14 protein-coding genes are annotated in these 16,697 nt (G+C 60.8%); 8 read left to right on the top strand and 6 right to left on the bottom strand.

The window, feature by feature from the left end; genetic code table 11:
- Positions 1-356 precede the first annotated feature (356 nt).
- The 5 genes from FHT86_RS25645 to FHT86_RS25625 all read left to right on the top strand — a co-directional run bounded on the left by FHT86_RS25645 (position 357) and on the right by FHT86_RS25625 (position 6,223).
- Positions 357-608, top strand: coding sequence for an acyl carrier protein (locus tag FHT86_RS25645; RefSeq protein ID WP_028751512.1), 252 nt, complete (start codon positions 357-359; stop codon positions 606-608).
- A complete protein-coding gene (locus tag FHT86_RS25640; protein WP_133708847.1) occupies positions 608-1,801 on the top strand; it encodes an acyl-CoA dehydrogenase family protein in 1,194 nt (397 codons plus the stop codon). The genes FHT86_RS25645 and FHT86_RS25640 overlap by 1 nt, the downstream gene beginning before the upstream one ends.
- 5 nt (positions 1,802-1,806) lie before the next feature.
- Positions 1,807-2,715 carry an amino acid--[acyl-carrier-protein] ligase gene (locus tag FHT86_RS25635; protein ID WP_133708848.1) on the top strand — a complete coding sequence of 303 codons (909 nt, stop codon included), beginning with the start codon at positions 1,807-1,809 and terminating at the stop codon, positions 2,713-2,715.
- A gap of 8 nt (positions 2,716-2,723) precedes the next feature.
- Positions 2,724-3,683, top strand: a complete 960-nt coding sequence (locus FHT86_RS25630) for a DUF1839 family protein (protein ID WP_133709268.1) — start codon at positions 2,724-2,726, stop codon at positions 3,681-3,683.
- A 68-nt stretch (positions 3,684-3,751) separates the two neighbouring features.
- Positions 3,752-6,223 carry a glycoside hydrolase family 2 protein gene (locus FHT86_RS25625; protein WP_133708849.1) on the top strand — a complete coding sequence of 824 codons (2,472 nt, stop codon included), beginning with the start codon at positions 3,752-3,754 and terminating at the stop codon, positions 6,221-6,223.
- A gap of 68 nt (positions 6,224-6,291) precedes the next feature.
- Here FHT86_RS25625 and FHT86_RS25620 read toward each other — a convergent pair whose 3' ends face one another.
- From FHT86_RS25620 to FHT86_RS25595, 6 genes are all read right to left on the bottom strand, one after another.
- Positions 6,292-7,371 (bottom strand): ABC transporter ATP-binding protein, encoded by a 1,080-nt coding sequence (locus FHT86_RS25620; RefSeq protein WP_133709269.1) that lies wholly within the window; start codon positions 7,369-7,371, stop codon positions 6,292-6,294.
- A gap of 44 nt (positions 7,372-7,415) precedes the next feature.
- Positions 7,416-8,486, bottom strand: a complete 1,071-nt coding sequence (locus FHT86_RS25615) for a Gfo/Idh/MocA family protein (RefSeq protein WP_133708850.1) — start codon at positions 8,484-8,486, stop codon at positions 7,416-7,418.
- 7 nt (positions 8,487-8,493) lie between these two features.
- The gene (locus tag FHT86_RS25610) at positions 8,494-9,519 is read right to left on the bottom strand and encodes a Gfo/Idh/MocA family protein (RefSeq protein ID WP_133708851.1); all 1,026 of its coding nucleotides are present in this window, start codon (positions 9,517-9,519) and stop codon (positions 8,494-8,496) included.
- 73 nt (positions 9,520-9,592) lie between these two features.
- Positions 9,593-10,477, bottom strand: a complete 885-nt coding sequence (locus FHT86_RS25605; RefSeq protein ID WP_133708852.1) for a carbohydrate ABC transporter permease — start codon at positions 10,475-10,477, stop codon at positions 9,593-9,595.
- A complete protein-coding gene (locus FHT86_RS25600) occupies positions 10,470-11,399 on the bottom strand; it encodes a carbohydrate ABC transporter permease (protein ID WP_409527624.1) in 930 nt (309 codons plus the stop codon). The genes FHT86_RS25605 and FHT86_RS25600 overlap by 8 nt, the downstream gene beginning before the upstream one ends.
- 43 nt (positions 11,400-11,442) lie before the next feature.
- Positions 11,443-12,729: an ABC transporter substrate-binding protein gene (locus tag FHT86_RS25595; protein ID WP_133708854.1), complete on the bottom strand. Its 1,287-nt coding sequence runs from the start codon at positions 12,727-12,729 to the stop codon at positions 11,443-11,445.
- Between the two features lie 182 nt (positions 12,730-12,911).
- Here FHT86_RS25595 and FHT86_RS25590 point away from each other — a divergent pair, with 182 nt between their 5' ends.
- The 3 genes from FHT86_RS25590 to FHT86_RS25580 all read left to right on the top strand — a co-directional run bounded on the left by FHT86_RS25590 (position 12,912) and on the right by FHT86_RS25580 (position 16,442).
- Positions 12,912-13,607: a TetR/AcrR family transcriptional regulator gene (locus FHT86_RS25590; protein ID WP_133708855.1), complete on the top strand. Its 696-nt coding sequence runs from the start codon at positions 12,912-12,914 to the stop codon at positions 13,605-13,607.
- Positions 13,608-13,752: 145 nt separating this feature from the next.
- Positions 13,753-14,898 carry a Gfo/Idh/MocA family protein gene (locus FHT86_RS25585; protein ID WP_133708856.1) on the top strand — a complete coding sequence of 382 codons (1,146 nt, stop codon included), beginning with the start codon at positions 13,753-13,755 and terminating at the stop codon, positions 14,896-14,898.
- Between the two features lie 122 nt (positions 14,899-15,020).
- Positions 15,021-16,442 (top strand): mandelate racemase, encoded by a 1,422-nt coding sequence (locus tag FHT86_RS25580; protein ID WP_133708857.1) that lies wholly within the window; start codon positions 15,021-15,023, stop codon positions 16,440-16,442.
- Positions 16,443-16,697: the final 255 nt, after the last annotated feature.

Genomic DNA, 16,697 nt, shown 5'->3' with positions numbered 1-16,697 from the left:
GGTCTGTTTTTTGCCCGCTTCTGCTACTTCAGGATGTCCGCAGCGCCGCGTTTGTAAATGAATTTTGCCAGAAAATTTGACACATTAACCTTGCAGCCAAGTACCATTCTTCCGCACATCATTCCGTACAAATTTTAGAACTATAAAATATTTCCCTATAAACGACACCTTATATGGCTTAAATATCGTAAATTTCATTTAGATAAAACTTAAATACAAGATTTTCTTGCTAAGTATAGCGTGGTTATATTTACCACGTCGCTTAGCGGAATGTTCTATTTTACCTGTTACTTCTCGGCTCAGGATAAGACGGCGTTGCTGCCGTCGTGTTTGCGGTTGCCTGGAGGGACTACAGGATGAATGAGACGATTCGCGATTTGCTGGCCAAGTTTGGTGCGCTCCCCGTCACGATGGATCAGATTGCCGATGATGCCGATCTCTATGCGGCGGGACTGTCTTCTTTTGCATCGGTGCAACTCATGCTTGGCATCGAAGAGGCCTTTGACATCGAGTTTCCCGACAATCTGCTGAACCGCAAATCCTTTGCCAGCATCGTTGCTATCGAAAAGACGGTCGGCATGATCCTGGATAGCCGAAAGGTTGCCTGATGAACGTCGCGGTCGCTTTGGTTGAAGCCGGAGCCGGAGACACGGCGGCGGTGCGCGCCGCACGTGTCGCGGTAGTCGCCGGCAAATATGCTGATGCAGTCGACGCCGAGAGCCGGTTCCCGCGCGAGGCCGTGGATGCGATGCGCGCCGAAAGGCTGCTGTCGATCCAGATCCCCGCCGATCTTGGCGGCGAGGGTGCATCGATCACTGAAATAGCTGAACTCTGCTCGATCCTCGGTCAGGCCTGTGCGGCCAGCGCCATGGTTTTCGCCATGCATCAGATCAAGCTGTCGAGCCTGGTCGAGCACGGCGCCGGCAGCGACTGGCACCGCGAGTTCATGCGCCGTATCGCCAAGGAACAGCTTCTGCTGGCTTCGGCGACGACGGAAGGCGGCATCGGCGGTAATCTCCGCAACAGCATCTGCGCCATCAAGGTGGAAGGCGATCGTTGCTTCCTGGAGAAGGACGCGACTGTCATCTCCTACGGCGCCCACGCCGACGCGATCCTTATCACCTCGCGCAGCCATGCCGAGGCGGCTTCGTCCGACCAGGTGCTGACCGTCTTCTTGAAGGATCAATACACGCTTGGGCGCACCGTCGAGTGGAACACGCTCGGCATGCGCGGCACCTGCTCCGACGGCTTCCTCTTTAAAGGCGAAGCACCGGCGGTGCAGATCCTGCCGAAACCGTTTGCCGAGATCGCTGCGCAATCGATGCTGGCAAGCTCGCATCTGCTCTGGAGCGGCGTCTGGTATGGGATCGCGGCGGATGCGGTCGCCCGCGCCCAGGCTTTCGTGCGCGCTGCGGCCCGCAAGTCGCCCGGTACGCAGCCACCCGGTGCGTTGCGGCTGGCGGAGGTCTCCAGCCTGCTGCAGATGGTCAAATCGAACGTCGTTGCCGGCCTGAAAGTCTATGAAGAGGCCAAGGTCGATGCCGACCGGCTCTCCTCGATGGCGTTTGCCGTCGCCATGAACAACGTCAAAATCGCGTCGTCGGAGATGATCCTGCCGATTATCAACCACGCCATGCTGATCTGCGGCATCATGGGCTACAAGAATGGAACACCTTATAGCCTCGGTCGCCATCTGCGCGACGCCCATTCCGCTCAACTGATGATCTCGAACGACCGCATCCTCGGCAATACGTCGACCATGCTGCTCGTCCACAAACAAGATACCAGCCTATTGGGATAACCGTCATGGATATGCAGACCTCGTTTCTCGACCGCCTTTTTGAATCCGGTCTTCTGATCGACACCGGCGTTGATGGTCTTTATGGCCGTAGTGGCCAGTTCGAAGACGTCATCGCCGCCTTCGAACGCCTGATCGACAAGTTCGGCGGCGCCGACGGCGCCGAGGCCATCCGTTTTCCGCCCGGCATGAACCGCGCCTTCTTTGAAAAGAGCGGCTACATGAAGAGCTTTCCGCAGCTTGCGGGTACCGTGCATAGCTTCTGCGGCAGCGAGCTCGACCACCTGAGCCTCCTGAAGTGCATGGAAGTCGGCGAGGACTGGACGAAGGATCAGGAAGCGACCGACATCGTGCTGACGCCGGCGGCCTGCTATCCGCTCTATCCGACGGTCGCCAAGCGCGGCCATCTGCCGGAGAACGGCGCGCTCTTCGACCTGCAGTCCTATTGCTTCCGCCACGAGCCTTCCAAGGACCCGGCTCGCCAGCAACTGTTCCGCATGCGCGAATATGTCTGCATGGGCACCGACAAGCACGTCACTGACTTTCGCCAAAGCTGGATGGATCGCGGCGTCGAGATGATGAAGGCCGTCGGCCTCGAGGTGACCATCGACGTTGCCAACGATCCGTTCTTCGGCCGCGCCGGCAAGATGCTCGCCAATAACCAGCGCGACCAGAACCTGAAGTTCGAGCTGCTGATCCCGATCACCTCGTCCGCCAATCCGACCGCCTGCATGAGCTTCAACTATCATCAGGACGCCTTCGGCGCGAAATGGGGCCTGAACTTCGAGGATGGCAGCGTCGCGCATACCGCCTGCGTCGGCTTCGGCCTGGAGCGCATCGCGCTGGCACTGTTCCACCATCACGGTCTCGATACCAAGGAATGGCCCGAGAGCGTGCGCAAGGCGCTGTGGGGCTGATCGTTTCCATGGCCTCCGTCTTCGCGGGACTCGATCCCACCGCATACAAGCCACATGCGCTGCACAATAGCGAGCGCATGTGGCCGGAAACCAATTGCTACATCGATCTCTGGATCGAAGTGCTGGCAAGCCTGAAGCTGCCGCCGGAAGCCATGCTCGGCTTCACGCTGGGTCAGGATTTCGAGGGCGATCAGTTCACCTTCTTCAAAGCGCCGCTAGAGGATCTCGAAGCGCTCTACGGCGTCCGCTGCACCGAGCTGGCGATCTACGACAAGGTCCAGCACCATGTCGCCGAGCAGATCGGCCGTGGCCGGCTCTGCCTGGTCGAGATGGATTCCTTCTACATGCCCGATACGCAGGGTGTCGGCTATCGCCGCGAGCACGGCAAGACGACCGTCGCCATCAACAGGTTGGACATGGCGGCCCGCGAGGTCGACTATTTCCACAATGGCGGCTTCTTCCGGCTGTCGGGCGAGGATTTCGACGGGCTGTTCCAACTGCATCTGACGGACGAGGATCTGCCCTTCCTGCCCTATACGGAATTCGCGAAGTTTCCGGAGAGCGTGCCAGGCGAAGCTGCCATCCGCCAGACATCCAGGCAACTTCTGGCCTTCCATTTCCGCCGTCGTCCTACGGCCAATCCGATCCGTGCCTTCGCAGCGGTTTTTCCGGCGCAGGTGGAAGCAGTGGCCGAGCGGCCCTTCGGCTTCTTTCATAAGTATGCCTTCAATACGCTGCGTCAGCTCGGCGCCAATTTCGAGCTGGCGGGCAGTCATCTCGACTGGCTGTCGGCGGATTTTTCCGAGGCTGCCGGTGAGGCCCGGCGAATTTCGGAAGTGGCGAAATCGGTGCAGTTCCAGCTTGCCCGCGCCATAACGCGCAAGAAATTCGAGCCGCTGCAGACGGCCCTTGATCCGGCCGCGGAGGCATGGGATTCCATGATGAGGCTGCTTGAACAGAAGCTGTAGTTGAACATGATCTCGTCCCAAAATCCGATTTGCGCTTTTCGGAATCATGTTCTGAGCTGAGGGATCCAATGCAAGGGCGTTTGGCTGATATCAGCGGCGAGACGCTGCTGAGCGAAGGGTGGAATCTGGTTCTGACGGATGCGGTCGCCTGCGCCTCGCCTTCGGACGTGCCGCTTTCGGCTGGGCTCATCCCGGCGCCGGTGCCGGGTACCGTGGCCGAGGCGCTGGAAAGGGCCGGGCTCTTCAATCGGGAGCACCCCCATCCGCTGAATGACAGGGATGCCTGGTATCTTTGCCGATTGGTCGATGCCGACGCCGGTAATGCGGTTCTGCGGCTCGGGGGACTGGCGACGCTCTGCGAAGTCTTTCTGAACGGCAGAAAAATCCTCGTCTCCGAAAGCATGTTCGAGTCGCACGAAGTCGCCGTTGACCTGCTTGGCGGCGATGAGTTGGCACTGTGTTTTCGCGCCCTGGAACCGCGGCTTGCCGAACCCGGCCCTAGGGCCCGCTGGCGGCCGCAGATGATCACGCCGCAGGGGTTGCGCCTGGTGCGCACGACCCTGCTCGGCCATATGCCCGGATGGTGCCCGGAAATCCAAGCTGTCGGTCCCTGGCGGCCGATTTCGCTGTTGCGCCCGCATAGTCCCGTCATTCGCGACCTTTCTCTGCGTCCGGATCTGCTGGCGGACGGCGAGGGCCGGCTTTATGCCTCGCTCGTTGTCGAGGGGCAGGTCGGTGAGATCGCGCTTCGCTGCGGCGACGTCGAACAGGCTTTCGAGAAAGACAATAGCGGGCATTGCACGGCGATCCTGAAAATCCCCGGCGTGACGCCTTGGTGGCCGCATACCCATGGAACGCCCTATCTTCATGATGTCGCGCTGATCATCGATGGTGTCGAGCATCCGCTCGGGCGTACCGGTTTCCGCCGGCTGATAGTCGATCGTGGCGCGGACGGCCGAGATTTTGCGCTTGTTGTCAATGGCGAGCGCATCTTCTGCCGCGGCGCCGTTTGGACGACGGCGGATATCGCCCGTCTGCCCGGTGGCCGCGAAGACTACGATCCCTGGCTGCGGCTGGCGGCGGAGGCCGGCATGAACATGGTCCGCATCGGCGGCACCATGGCCTATGAGACCCGGGAATTCTTCCGGCTCTGCGACGAACTCGGCCTGCTGGTTTGGCAGGATTTCATGTTCGCCAATTTCGATTATCCGAAGAACGACAAGGCTTTTACTGCCCATGTCGAGGCGGAAGCGGCGCAGTTTCTTTCCGGCACGCGCCTGTCGCCGTCGCTCGCCGTGCTTTGCGGCGGCAGCGAGATGCATCAACAGGCGGCGATGCTGGGACTGCCGGAGCGGTTTTGGGCGAGCCCGATCGTGGAGGAGGTCATCCCGGCGGTCGTCAAGTCCCTGCGGCCCGACGTTCCCTATGTCGTCAATTCTCCCTCAGGCGGCGCCATGCCGTTTTCCCCAAATGCAGGTGTGACGCACTACTATGGCGTCGGGGCCTATATGCGGCCGCTCGACGATGCGCGTCGCGCCGATGTCCGCTTCGCAGCGGAAAGCCTGGCTTTCGCACATGTGCCGCAGGCCCGGACGCTGGCGCGGCATCTTCCGGTCCCGGCGGTCCATAGCCCGCTATGGAAGGAGCGTGTGCCGCGCGACCGCGGGGCTTCCTGGGATTTCGAGGATGTGCGCGATCACTATTTGAGCGAGCTCTACGGCTTCGAGCCGAACCGGCTGCGGCGGGAGGACCCCGATCTCTATTTGGCTTTGTCGCGGGCTGTCACCGGCGAAGTCGCGGAAGAGGCCTATGCCGAATGGCGGCGGCAGGGCTCCGGCTGCAATGGTGCCCTCGTCTGGACGCTGCAGGATCTGCTGCCCGGCCCCGGCTGGGGCGTGATCGATTCGACCGGCGAGCCGAAAGCCATATGGTATGCGCTCCGTCGTGCCTTTCGGCCGATACAGGTATTGCTGACCGACGAAGGTACCAACGGCCTCAATGTGCACGTCATCAACGAGGGCGATGTTGTCGTTGATCTTGATCTCGATGTGGTCTGCTTGCGAGACGGCCGGCAGACTGTGGTGAGCGGCAAACAGGAACTGTCGATCGAAGCCCGCGCCAAACGCAAGATCGCCTGCACCGATCTCTTCGGCGCCTTCTTCGACACGACCTATGCCTTCCGTTTCGGGCCGCCGTCGCATGACGTGACGGTGGCGCAGTTGACGGCGCGCGATACCGGGAGGTTGATTGCCGAGGCCTTCGATTTTCCCTTGGGCAGGACGAAAGCCTTCCACGAGTCCGAAATCGTGGCATCCGTTTCGCAGCAGGATGATCACTGGTTCCTCGATCTGCGTGGCGACCGGCTGGCGCAATCGGTACAGATCGATTTCGAAGCCTATCGGGCGGAGGATGACTGGTTCCACTTGCCGCCGGGCGTAACCCGGCGGTTGAGGCTTCATCCGAGAGCTGGAACTTCGACAGAGACTGTTCCTACCGGTCAGATCAGAACCCTGGGTAGCCGGCGAATAGTCGAGGTTTAAGGCGCGGCAAATGCGGAACCCATCTCGCCCTTGGTGGACGAGATAACCCTGCGCGCCATTAGCTTCCCTTACAGAGTCTTTCCATCTGGCCCGAACAGATGGCAGCGCTCGGGATCGATATGGATATTCACCGTTTCGCCGGCGCGGATCGGCTGCTGGTCTTCCAGCGCAACCGTCAATGACTGGCCCCCCTGGAGGGAAGCGTAGAGGATCGTCTGGCCGCCGAGATGTTCGACCAGATCGACGCGGGCGCTGCCGAGCGCCAGGCCGCGATCGCCGACGTTCAGATGTTCAGGCCGGGCGCCGAGCGTGACAGATTCTCCGGGCTTGATGCCCCCCAGCCGGCGCGGCAGGCGAACGGTCTGGCCGTTGAGGTCGATGACGGCGGAGCCGTCGTCCGAGGCAACGATCTTTGCCTCCAGGAAATTCATCTTCGGCGAGCCGATGAAGCCGGCAACGAATTTGTTCCGCGGTTTGTTGTAGAGATCGAGCGGAGCGCCGACCTGTTCGATGTTGCCGCCATTCAGCACCACGATCTTGTCGGCCATGGTCATGGCTTCCGTCTGGTCGTGGGTGACGTAGATCATGGTATTGCCGAGCCGCTGGTGCAGGCGGGCGATCTCGACGCGCATTTGCACGCGCAGTTCGGCGTCGAGATTGGACAGCGGCTCGTCGAAGAGGAAGATCTTCGGTTCGCGCACAATGGCGCGGCCGATGGCGACGCGCTGGCGCTGGCCGCCGGAGAGCTGCTTCGGCTTGCGCTGCAGGAGCTGCTTGATCTGTAGGATTTCTGCAGCCTTTTCGACGCGCGGCTGGATCTCCTGTTTCTTCATGCCCGCCGTTTCCAGGCCGAAGGCGAGGTTCTTGTAGACCGACATGTGCGGATAAAGCGCATAGGACTGGAACACCATGGCGATGCCGCGCTTGGAGGCGGGGACGTCGTTCATGCGGCTGCCGTCGAGATAGAGCGTGCCGCCGGAAATCGGCTCCAGCCCGGCGATCATGCGCAGCAGTGTGGACTTGCCGCAGCCGGACGGACCGACGAAAACGGCGAATTCACCGGGCTCGATTTCCAGGTCGATGCCGTGGACGACCTCGAGCTCGCCATAACGCTTGATAACCTTCTGCAGCGAGACACTTGTCGCCATGGGCGCTTCCTCCTTGTTCGTCCTGATGGCTCGCAGGGCCGTAGTCATGCCGGCCTCCAGCTCTTGTATTTCGTACTCTCCGGGCCGACCGGAAAGCGGACCTCGGTACGGGTTTCCGACGATTCGTAGAACGCGGTCACCAGCTCCAGCGCCTGACGGGCGTCGACCGTGGTCACCGGCAGTGGTCCGCCGGAAACCAGAGCTTCATGGAAGAGCTTCATCTGCGTGTTGAAACGGATCGGCACGGGGGTCCAATCGGCAAGCAATGCATCGATCTTCGCCGCCACTTCATCATTGGCGGGCACGATTTTCCACGGGTCCTGGCCGGGGCTGTAGGGTTCGTGGTTGCTCTCGATCAGAACGTTTTCAAAAGCGAGGCGCAGTCGGCTGATCTGTTCCTGCGAACCAAGCGTCGCGCTGATCGTCGCAAGCGCGCCGTTGGCCATAAGCAGACTCGCGCTGGCGCAATCCTCGACTTCAATATCGTTGACGCGGGTGGCGACGCGGCCGAAGAGGCCAGCGATCGGCCCCATCAGATAGGTCAGCATGTCATGCAGATGGATCGAATGAGTCATCAGCACGCCGCCGAGTTCTGTCGCCCATTTGCCGCGCCAGGGAACGGCATAGTATTCTCCGGTACGGACCCAATGGGTTTCGGAAGTGGCGACATAGGGCTTGCCGGCGATGCCGGCGTCGATGATGCGCTTGGCCTTCTGGATGCCGTCGCCATAGCGGTATTGGAAGATCGGCATCAGTCTGCCTTTCGCCGTCTTTTCCGCTGCGATGATGGCGTCGATATCGGCGAGCGAGCCGACCAGCGGCTTTTCGCAGACCACATGCTTGCCGGCGGCAAGCGCCTGCAGGATCAGCTCGAAATGCGATCCGGGCGGCGTGCAGATATCGATAATGTCGATATCCGGCATGTTCAGCACTTCGACGAAATCCTTGATGCGCCTCGTGATGCCGAACTCGTCGCCAATGGCGTTCAGGCGCTCTTCGTTGAGATCGCAGAGCACGGCGACTTCGAAGCGGTCGGGATGCGGCAGATAGCCCTCGACAATATGAGAGCGGCCGATGCCGAGACCGATGACCGCAACTTTCTTAACGTCGGACATGTGCAAATTACCTTTGTATGCTGTTGAGCGATGTCGCCTCGGCGATAGCCTGCGCCTTTAGCGCCAGCTCCATGGCCTTGAAGCAATGATCCTGTCCCATCGCGGTTTCGGTGCGGTCCCTGATATCGGCGGCCAGTTGCCGGCCATAAGGCAGCTCTAGACCGCTGCAGTCGATATGCTGCATGCCCTTGCGGTCGGTCAGGAACAAATGATCGGTGCCGGGGCGGCCGGCGACGTCGATATATTTGCGCAGCTCGATGGTGCCCTCGGTGCCGACAATGAAGAGGCGGCCATCACCCCAGGTGGGAAGCCCGTCGGGCGTGAACCAGTCGACGCGGACATAGCCGGTGACGTCAGGCGTGCGCAGGTGGAAATCGCCGTAATCCTGCAGGCCGGGCGTGTCGGAATTGGCGCGGTTCGAGACGGTCGCGGACAGAACCTCGGCTTCCAGCGAGCCGGCGAAGAAGAGGAACTGCTCGCATTGATGCGAGGCGATATCGGTAATGATGCCGCCATAGCGCTTGCGGTCGAAGAACCACTCCGGCCGCGTCGGCTTGCGCAGCCGGTGCGGCCCGAGACCGGTCGTGTGGATGACCTTGCCAATGGCGCCGGCCTTGACCAGTTCGCCGGCCTTGACGGTCGAGGCGGTCTCGAAATGTTCGGAATAGAGAATGGAGACGATACGCTTGGTTTCGGCCTGTACCCTGCGCACCTCGGCGAGCTGATCCAGCGTCACCATGCCGGGCTTGTCGAGCATCACATCCTTGCCATGGCGCATGGCATCGATTGCGACGCCCGACCGCTCGCTGGAGATCGCCGCACTGACGATCAGGTCGATCGAGCTGTCCTCGAGGATTTCGCGCTTGTCTGCAACGCGTCTTGCCTGTGGGAAGCGTCCGGAAAAGACGGCCGCAAGCTCGTCCTCGACGGCGTGGAAGGCGACCAGCTCGGCGCCTGCCCGCAGCATGACGTTGACCTGGCCGTAGATGTGATCGTGATTGAGGCCGATGGCGGCAAAGCGCAGCGCGCTCATGCGACATTTCCTTTCAGTGGGTTTCTTTGGTTACGGTCCCAAACCTTGGGCATTCGGGACCGTAAGGTTCGTATCAGCGCTTGAGGCCGGCGGTCGCGATCCCGTCGATCAGCAGCCTCTGGAAGAACAGGAAGATCAGAAATACGGGGATCAGCGAGATGCTCGACATGGCGAACAGGCTGCTCCAGTCGGAGCTTCCGGTCGAGTCGACGAAGGAGCGCAGGCCGAGCTGCACCGTGTAGGTGTTGATGTCGGAGAGATAGATCAACGGGCCGAAGAAATCGTCCCAGGTCCAGATGAAGGAGAAGATGGCGGCGGTCGCGAGAACCGGCAGCGACAGCGGCAGCATGATGCGCCAGTAGATACGCCAGGGGCTGCAGCCATCCATCATCGCCGCCTCGTCCAGCTCGCGCGGAATGCCGCGGAAGAACTGCACCATCAGGAAGATGAAGAAGGCGTCGACCGCAAGGAATTTCGGTACGACCAGCGGCAGCATGGTTTTCACCCAGCCGAGCTTCAGGAACAGGATGTATTGCGGGATCAGGGTAACGTGATAGGGCAGCATCAGCGTGCCGAGCATCAGCGCGAACCAGAAATTCTTGCCCCAGAAATTCAGCCGCGCGAAGGCATAGGCCGCAAGCGAGCAGGAGATGACATTGCCGATGACAGAAAGGACGGCGATGACGACGGAGTTCCACACGAACGAGCCGAAGGTCACCTGCCCGCCGAACCAGCCGCGCGCATAGGAGCTGAAGTCGAACTGCGACGGGATCAGCGATGCGGTGCCGAAGATTTCATTCTGGTCTTTGATCGAGCCGGACAGCATCCAGAGCAACGGGTAGAGCATCACGATCGATGCACCGACCAGCGCGACGTGGATGAGGACCGACAGGAACCAAGGACGCCCGCGCGGCGGGTTCAGATCGTCAGGAAAGTGGGTGAGCTTCGCGTCAGTCATCGTAGTGGACCCAATAACGAGCGGAGAGGAAAGAGAAGGCGGTGAAGATCGCGATGATGATCACCAGGACCCAGGCAAGGGCTGCGGCATATCCCATGCGGAAATAGCCGAAGGCTTCCTGGTAGAGGTAGAGCGTGTAGAACAAGGTGGAGTCGATCGGCCCGCCGGTGCCTGACGAGATGACATAGGCCGGCGTGAAGGCCTTGAAGGCGTCGATGGTCTGCACGACAGCGTTGAAGAAGATGACCGGTGTCAGCAGCGGCAGGGTGATCTTGAAGAAAATCCGCGCCTTGGATGCGCCGTCGAGGCTGGCGGCCTCATAGAGATCGGTTGGGATCTGCCGGAGGCCCGCAAGGAAGATGATCATCGGCGAGCCGAACTGCCAGATGGCGAGAATGATGAGGGTGTAGAGCGAGTAGTTCGGGTTGGAAATCCAACTCGGACCATTGATGCCGAGCACGTACCACAACAGCGTGTTGACGACGCCGTCGCCGTCGAAAATCTGCCGCCAGAGTACTGCGATGGCGACGCTGGAGCCGAGGAGCGACGGCAGATAGAAGATGGCGCGATAGACCGGCAGGCCACGAATGCCACGGTTGAGCAACAGCGCCACCAACAGCGCGAAGGCAAGTTTCAGCGGCACGGAACACACGACGTAAAACAAAGTCACCTTCATCGACGAGATGAACTTGTCGTCGCCGGTGGCGATGCGCGCATAATTCTCCAGTCCGACCAGATGCGGCGCCTGCAGCAGGTTATAGTCGGTGAAAGACAGATACAGCGACACGACCGCCGGCCCGAGGGTCAGGCCGAAGAAGCCGATGAACCAGGGCAGGAGAAACAGATAGCCCGGCGCATTGCGCGCAAACACGCCCGGTGCCTTCTGATAAGTTTCGACGCGCACTGGCGCGTTCGCGCCAATGGCCAAGCCACCGGCAACGCTGTTGCGGTTTGTGCCCACGGTATCAGCCTCGCGTTACGTTTGCCGCCGCCTGTTCAACGAACTTCGTTCCAGCGTCCTGCGCGCTGGTTTTGCCGAAGGCCACTTCCTCGGCGATTTTCTTCAGCAGGAATGCATTTTCGCCGGCGCCGTTCGGCGGAGACGGCGGCAGTGCTCCGACCTGTGGCGTCAGGCGGCCGATGTAGTCGACGACTTGCTTGCTCGCCGCATCGAGATCGGGCGTCAGCAGTTCGCGGATCTTGGCCGAAGCGGGAACGCCGCGCTCGACGCCAAGTGCCTTGGTGCCGTCGGGGTCTTCCACCAGATAGTTGACGAAGGCGACCGCGGCGTCCTTGTTGGCCGATGTTGCAGAAACCGACATCAGCATCGACGGTTTCAGATATTGGCCGGGTTTGCCGTTGGGGCCGGGGTTCGGGTAGGCGAAGATGTCGAGCTTTTCCTTGCCGAGGCCTTGGATGGCGATGAACTGGTTGGAATGGGCAAAACAAACGGCCGCCTTGCGTAGCGCAATCATGTTCGTCTCGATCGTTAGCTGATCAAGCGCCTGGACATCGGCCGGCACGCAGGCTTTGATGTCACGCATATGGCCCCAGAAGGTAAACCAGTCCGCGGCGTCCTTGGCCTCGAAGGCAAGCTTGCCGTCGCTGGTGTAAAGTGCCTTGCCGCGCTGGCGCAGCCAACATTCGAAAGAGGGTTCGACGCCGCTCGCGTCCTGGGAGCCGTAGAAGCCGCGCCGCTTGCCGGCAGCCGTTACCTTGGCGCATGCTTCAGCAAATTGATCCCAGGTCATGCCATCATGCATCGGCTCGACGCCCGCTTCCGCCCAGGCCACGGTGTTAACGGCTGCCATGCTGGAATTGACGCCGAGATTGACGCCGTAAAGCTTGCCGTCGACTTTGCCGGAGTCGATGTTGGGTGCGCCGAAATCGTCGATCGCCAGACCCTTGCCCATATAGGGCGTGAAGTCGAGCAGCGTGCCGCGGCGTGCATATTCGAAGATGTAGCGATAATCCATCTGGATCAGGTCGGGCGCATTGCCGCCGGCGGTCTGGGTGGCCAGACGAGTCCAGTAATTATCCCAGCCGAATGACTCTCCTGCGATGGAAACATCGGCATTCTTGCCCTGATAGGCTTTGATGGCGGCCAGCGTGCGGTCGGTTCGCTCCTTCGAACCCCACCACAGAAAGCGCATCGAGGTTGCCGCATTGGCGCGAGCAAGTCCGATACCGCCGAAAGCAACAGTGGCTGCCATGCCGGCAAGCAACTGCCGGCGATCGATCGTCAAAGTCATCCTGGTCTCCTCCCCAGTTAACCGGTGATTTACGAACTGCTTTGCATGATATAACTATTTGGTTACAAGTTGGATAGAAACTCGAGCGCTGTCAAGCGCCAATCGTGTCACAATCAAAACGACCTGCGCTGAGGCTGGAGGCGTCTGTTGCGAAAGAGATAGATCGGGGAGGAGGATTGTCCATGGTAAACAGAGCAACGCAAGGAACTGAAAAATCAGCGAAAGCGGGCGCTTACGGGGATGAGGAAACGAGGCCGCAGAGGGTGTCGCGCAATCCGCAGCGCACACATGCGATGATCCTGGATGCGGCGACCGAGGAATTTGCCGCACATGGTTTCGGCGGTGCCAGAGTGGATGCGATCGCGGCGAGGGCGCAGACCAACAAGCGCATGCTCTATCACTATTTCGGCGACAAGGAGGGGCTCTATGTTGCCGTGCTGGAAGCGACCTACGCGGCGATCCGCAGTGCGGAGAAAAATCTCGATCTTACGCACCGTAATCCTGAGGAAGGGATGCGGGAGCTTGCGCTCTTCACTTGGCATCACTTTCTTGATCATCCGGAATTTTTGAGCCTGCTCGTGACCGAAAATCTGCATGAAGCGCGCTATCTGAAGCGCTCCGACAAGATTTTGGCGATGCACTCGCACTTCATCGGCGAGCTTGCCGACGTACTGCGACGAGGTGAAGCAGCCGGCATCTTCCGGCCGGCCATCGACCCGGTGTCCGTTTACCTCACCATTGCGGCGCTCGGTTTCTTCTACCTGTCCAATCGTCATACGCTGTCGACGATTTTCGCCCGCAGGCTGACGGCGCCGGCAGAGTTGAAGGCCTGGGGCGAGCACATCGTTTCGGTGACCCTCGCCTCTATCAGGGCCTGATGACTGTCAGAAATTTTCGAAAGGCGATTGACAAATCCGGGGATAACGCGCGATCGTGTAACTATATAGTTACCTTGGCTGATCAGCCAAGCCGTTGCTTTTCCTGACTCTGGAGGGAGTCGGGTCAAACATTTCAGGAGGGATCATGAAGCGCGTTGGTATCATCATGCACGGCGTCACCGGACGTATGGGGCTGAACCAGCACCTCATTCGCTCGATCGTGGCGCTTCGTGCCGAAGGCGGCGTGTTGTTGTCGAACGGCGAACGCGTCATGCCCGATCCGGTTCTCGTCGGCCGCAATGCTGCGCGACTGGAGGAGCTTGCCCGCAAATACGGCATCGAGCGCTGGACCACCGATCTTGAGGGCGCGCTTGCGGATCCCGACGATGCGATCTTTTTCGACGCGGCGACCACGCAGATGCGCGCCGAGCTGATTTCGAAGGCGCTGGATGCCGGCAAGCACATCTATTGCGAAAAACCGATCTCCGACGACCTCGACGCGGCGATAGCGCTCGCCCGCAAGGCCAAGGCTTCCGGCCTGAAAAACGGCGTCGTGCAGGACAAGCTGTTTCTGCCGGGCCTTCGCAAGATCGCTATGCTGCGCGACAGCGGTTTTTTCGGAAAGATCCTCTCCGTTCGCGGCGAATTCGGCTACTGGGTATTCGAAGGCGACTGGCAGACGGCGCAGCGGCCGTCGTGGAACTATCGCAAGAAAGATGGCGGCGGCATCATCCTCGACATGCTCTGCCACTGGCGCTATGTGCTCGACAATCTGTTCGGGCCGGTGAAGGCGATCAGTTGTCTGGGCGCTACCCACATCCCCGAGCGCGTCGACGAGGCCGGCCGCCGCTATGTTGCGGACGCCGACGATGCGGCCTACGCCACGTTCGAACTTGAAGGCGGTATCATCGCCCACATCAATTCCTCCTGGGCCGTCCGCGTTCGTCGCGATGATCTCGTCACCTTCCAAGTGGACGGCACGCATGGCTCGGCGGTGGCGGGACTGACGCGTTGCTGGACGCAGCATCGTGTCAACACGCCGAAGCCGGTCTGGAATCCGGACCAGCCGCAGACGATCGATTTCTACAACACCTGGGATGAAGTGCCGAACAATCAGGTCTACGACAACGGCTTCAAGATCCAGTGGGAAATGTTCCTGCGCCATGTGCTCGAAGACGCGCCCTGGCGCTACACGCTGACAGAAGGCGCCAAGGGCGTCCAACTCGCTTCTCTCGGTTTGAAGAGCTGGGCCGAGCGCCGCTGGCTGGATGTCGAGCCGCTGGAGATTTGAGGGATGGTTGTCTTTTCCCGCAAGGGCTCGTCTTGTGATACGGGGCTTCGAGATAGACAGGCAAATCTTCCGCTGCCGCACTTTCGTGCTTGGCCCGACCATCGGCAGGAGACCTTGAGACCATGACCGAACCCCTGAAAATCAGGCTTGTCGAGGCCGAGACCTTCGAACGTCCGGTGCAATTGCGGCTTCCGTTCCGCTTCGGGGCGGCCACACTGCGGGAGGCGCGGCAGATTTTTCTGCGTGTCCGCATCGAAGACGCTCGCGGTAGTTCGGCGAGCGGCATGGCTGCCGAACTGATGGTGCCGAAATGGTTCGATAAATCGCCCGAGCTCTCCAATGCCGATAATGAAAACCAGCTCCGCCGCTCGCTGGCGCTGGCGCTGGACGCCTTGAAATGTGCGGGATTGGGCACGGCTTTTTCGCTGCATGCCGCCGTCGAAGCGGCCCATCATGCGCGGGCCGCCGCGGAGACGTTGAATGGGCTGGTGGCGTCTTTCGGCTTAGCGCTTGCCAATCGGGCGGTCCTCGACGCGCTCTGTCGGCTGGAAGGGCTGACGGTCGCGCAGGCGATTAGGGCCAATCGGCCCGGCATCGACGCATCGACGGCGCCTGACCTGGCAGGTTTCGATCTGTCCGGTTTCCTATCGAGCTTGGCACCGGCCGGAAGCCTCGCCGCGCGGCATACGGTCGGTCTGGTCGATGCTATCCAGGCGGGCGATATCCCGGCCGCCGACCGTCTGAATGACGGCCTGCCGGAAAGTTTCGAAGAGGCGATCGACGCCTATGGCCTGACCTTCTTCAAGGTGAAGGTGTCTGGTGTTCCCGATGCCGATATCGACCGGCTCTGCCGCATTGCTGCGGTGATCGATGCCAAGATGCCGACCTATTCCGTGACGCTCGACGGCAACGAGCAATTTACCTCCGCCGAAGCCGCCGCCGATCTGCTGACGCGCATCCAGGCTGAGCCGCGGCTGGCTCGCTTTGCGGCTTCGATCCTGTTTGTCGAGCAGCCGATTGCCCGTGCCCATGCTTTCGAGAAGCCGGTGAGGGCACTTGCAGCCTTCAAGCCGGTCGAGATCGATGAATCCGATGCCGATATCGACGCCTTCGTCACTGCCAGACGGCTTGGCTATACCGGGATCTCCTCTAAGTCCTGCAAGGGCTTCTATCGCTCGCTGCTGAACCGCGCGCGCGTCGCAAAGTGGAGCGCCGATGACGGCACGGCCTATTTCATGTCGGCGGAAGACCTGACGACGCAGGGCGGCCTCGCCGTGCAAGAGGATCTGGCGCTCGCTTCGCTGATCGGAATGACCCATATCGAGCGCAACGGTCACCACTATGTCGACGGCATGGCCGGTGCACCCGAGGCTGAGCAGGCTGCTTTCGCACGGGCTCATTCCGACCTCTATGCCGTTCGCGATGGGCGGACGCGGCTGAAGATCGAGGCTGGGAGGATTGCCATCGGTTCTGTCGTCGGCGCGATCGGCCTCGGTTCGTCCGTCGAGCCGGATTGGAGCGCCATGGAGACGTCGCCGAAATAGGATTCTGGTTAAGGTCGGGCGCGTTTGTCTTTGACGTACTGTCGCACATGGCCCCTCACCCTAGCCCTCTCCCCGCGCGTGCGAGGAGAGGGGACTACGGAGCAAGCCGATCGGCCCAACCAGTAGGACCGAGGCAACATCATGCATGATAAACTCCCTCGCCCCGGTTTGCGGGGAGAGGGTTGGGGTGAGGGGCCAGGCAAGAAGGTGCGGCCGAGCCGGACTAACCTGACCATCGCCGTTGCGGACTCTGGA

It is taken from the genome of Rhizobium sp. BK313, assembly GCF_014193655.1.
GTDB lineage: Bacteria > Pseudomonadota > Alphaproteobacteria > Rhizobiales > Rhizobiaceae > Rhizobium.
The sequence above is the reverse complement of the archived record's forward strand: the minus strand, read 5'-3'. Positions and strand labels throughout refer to the sequence as shown.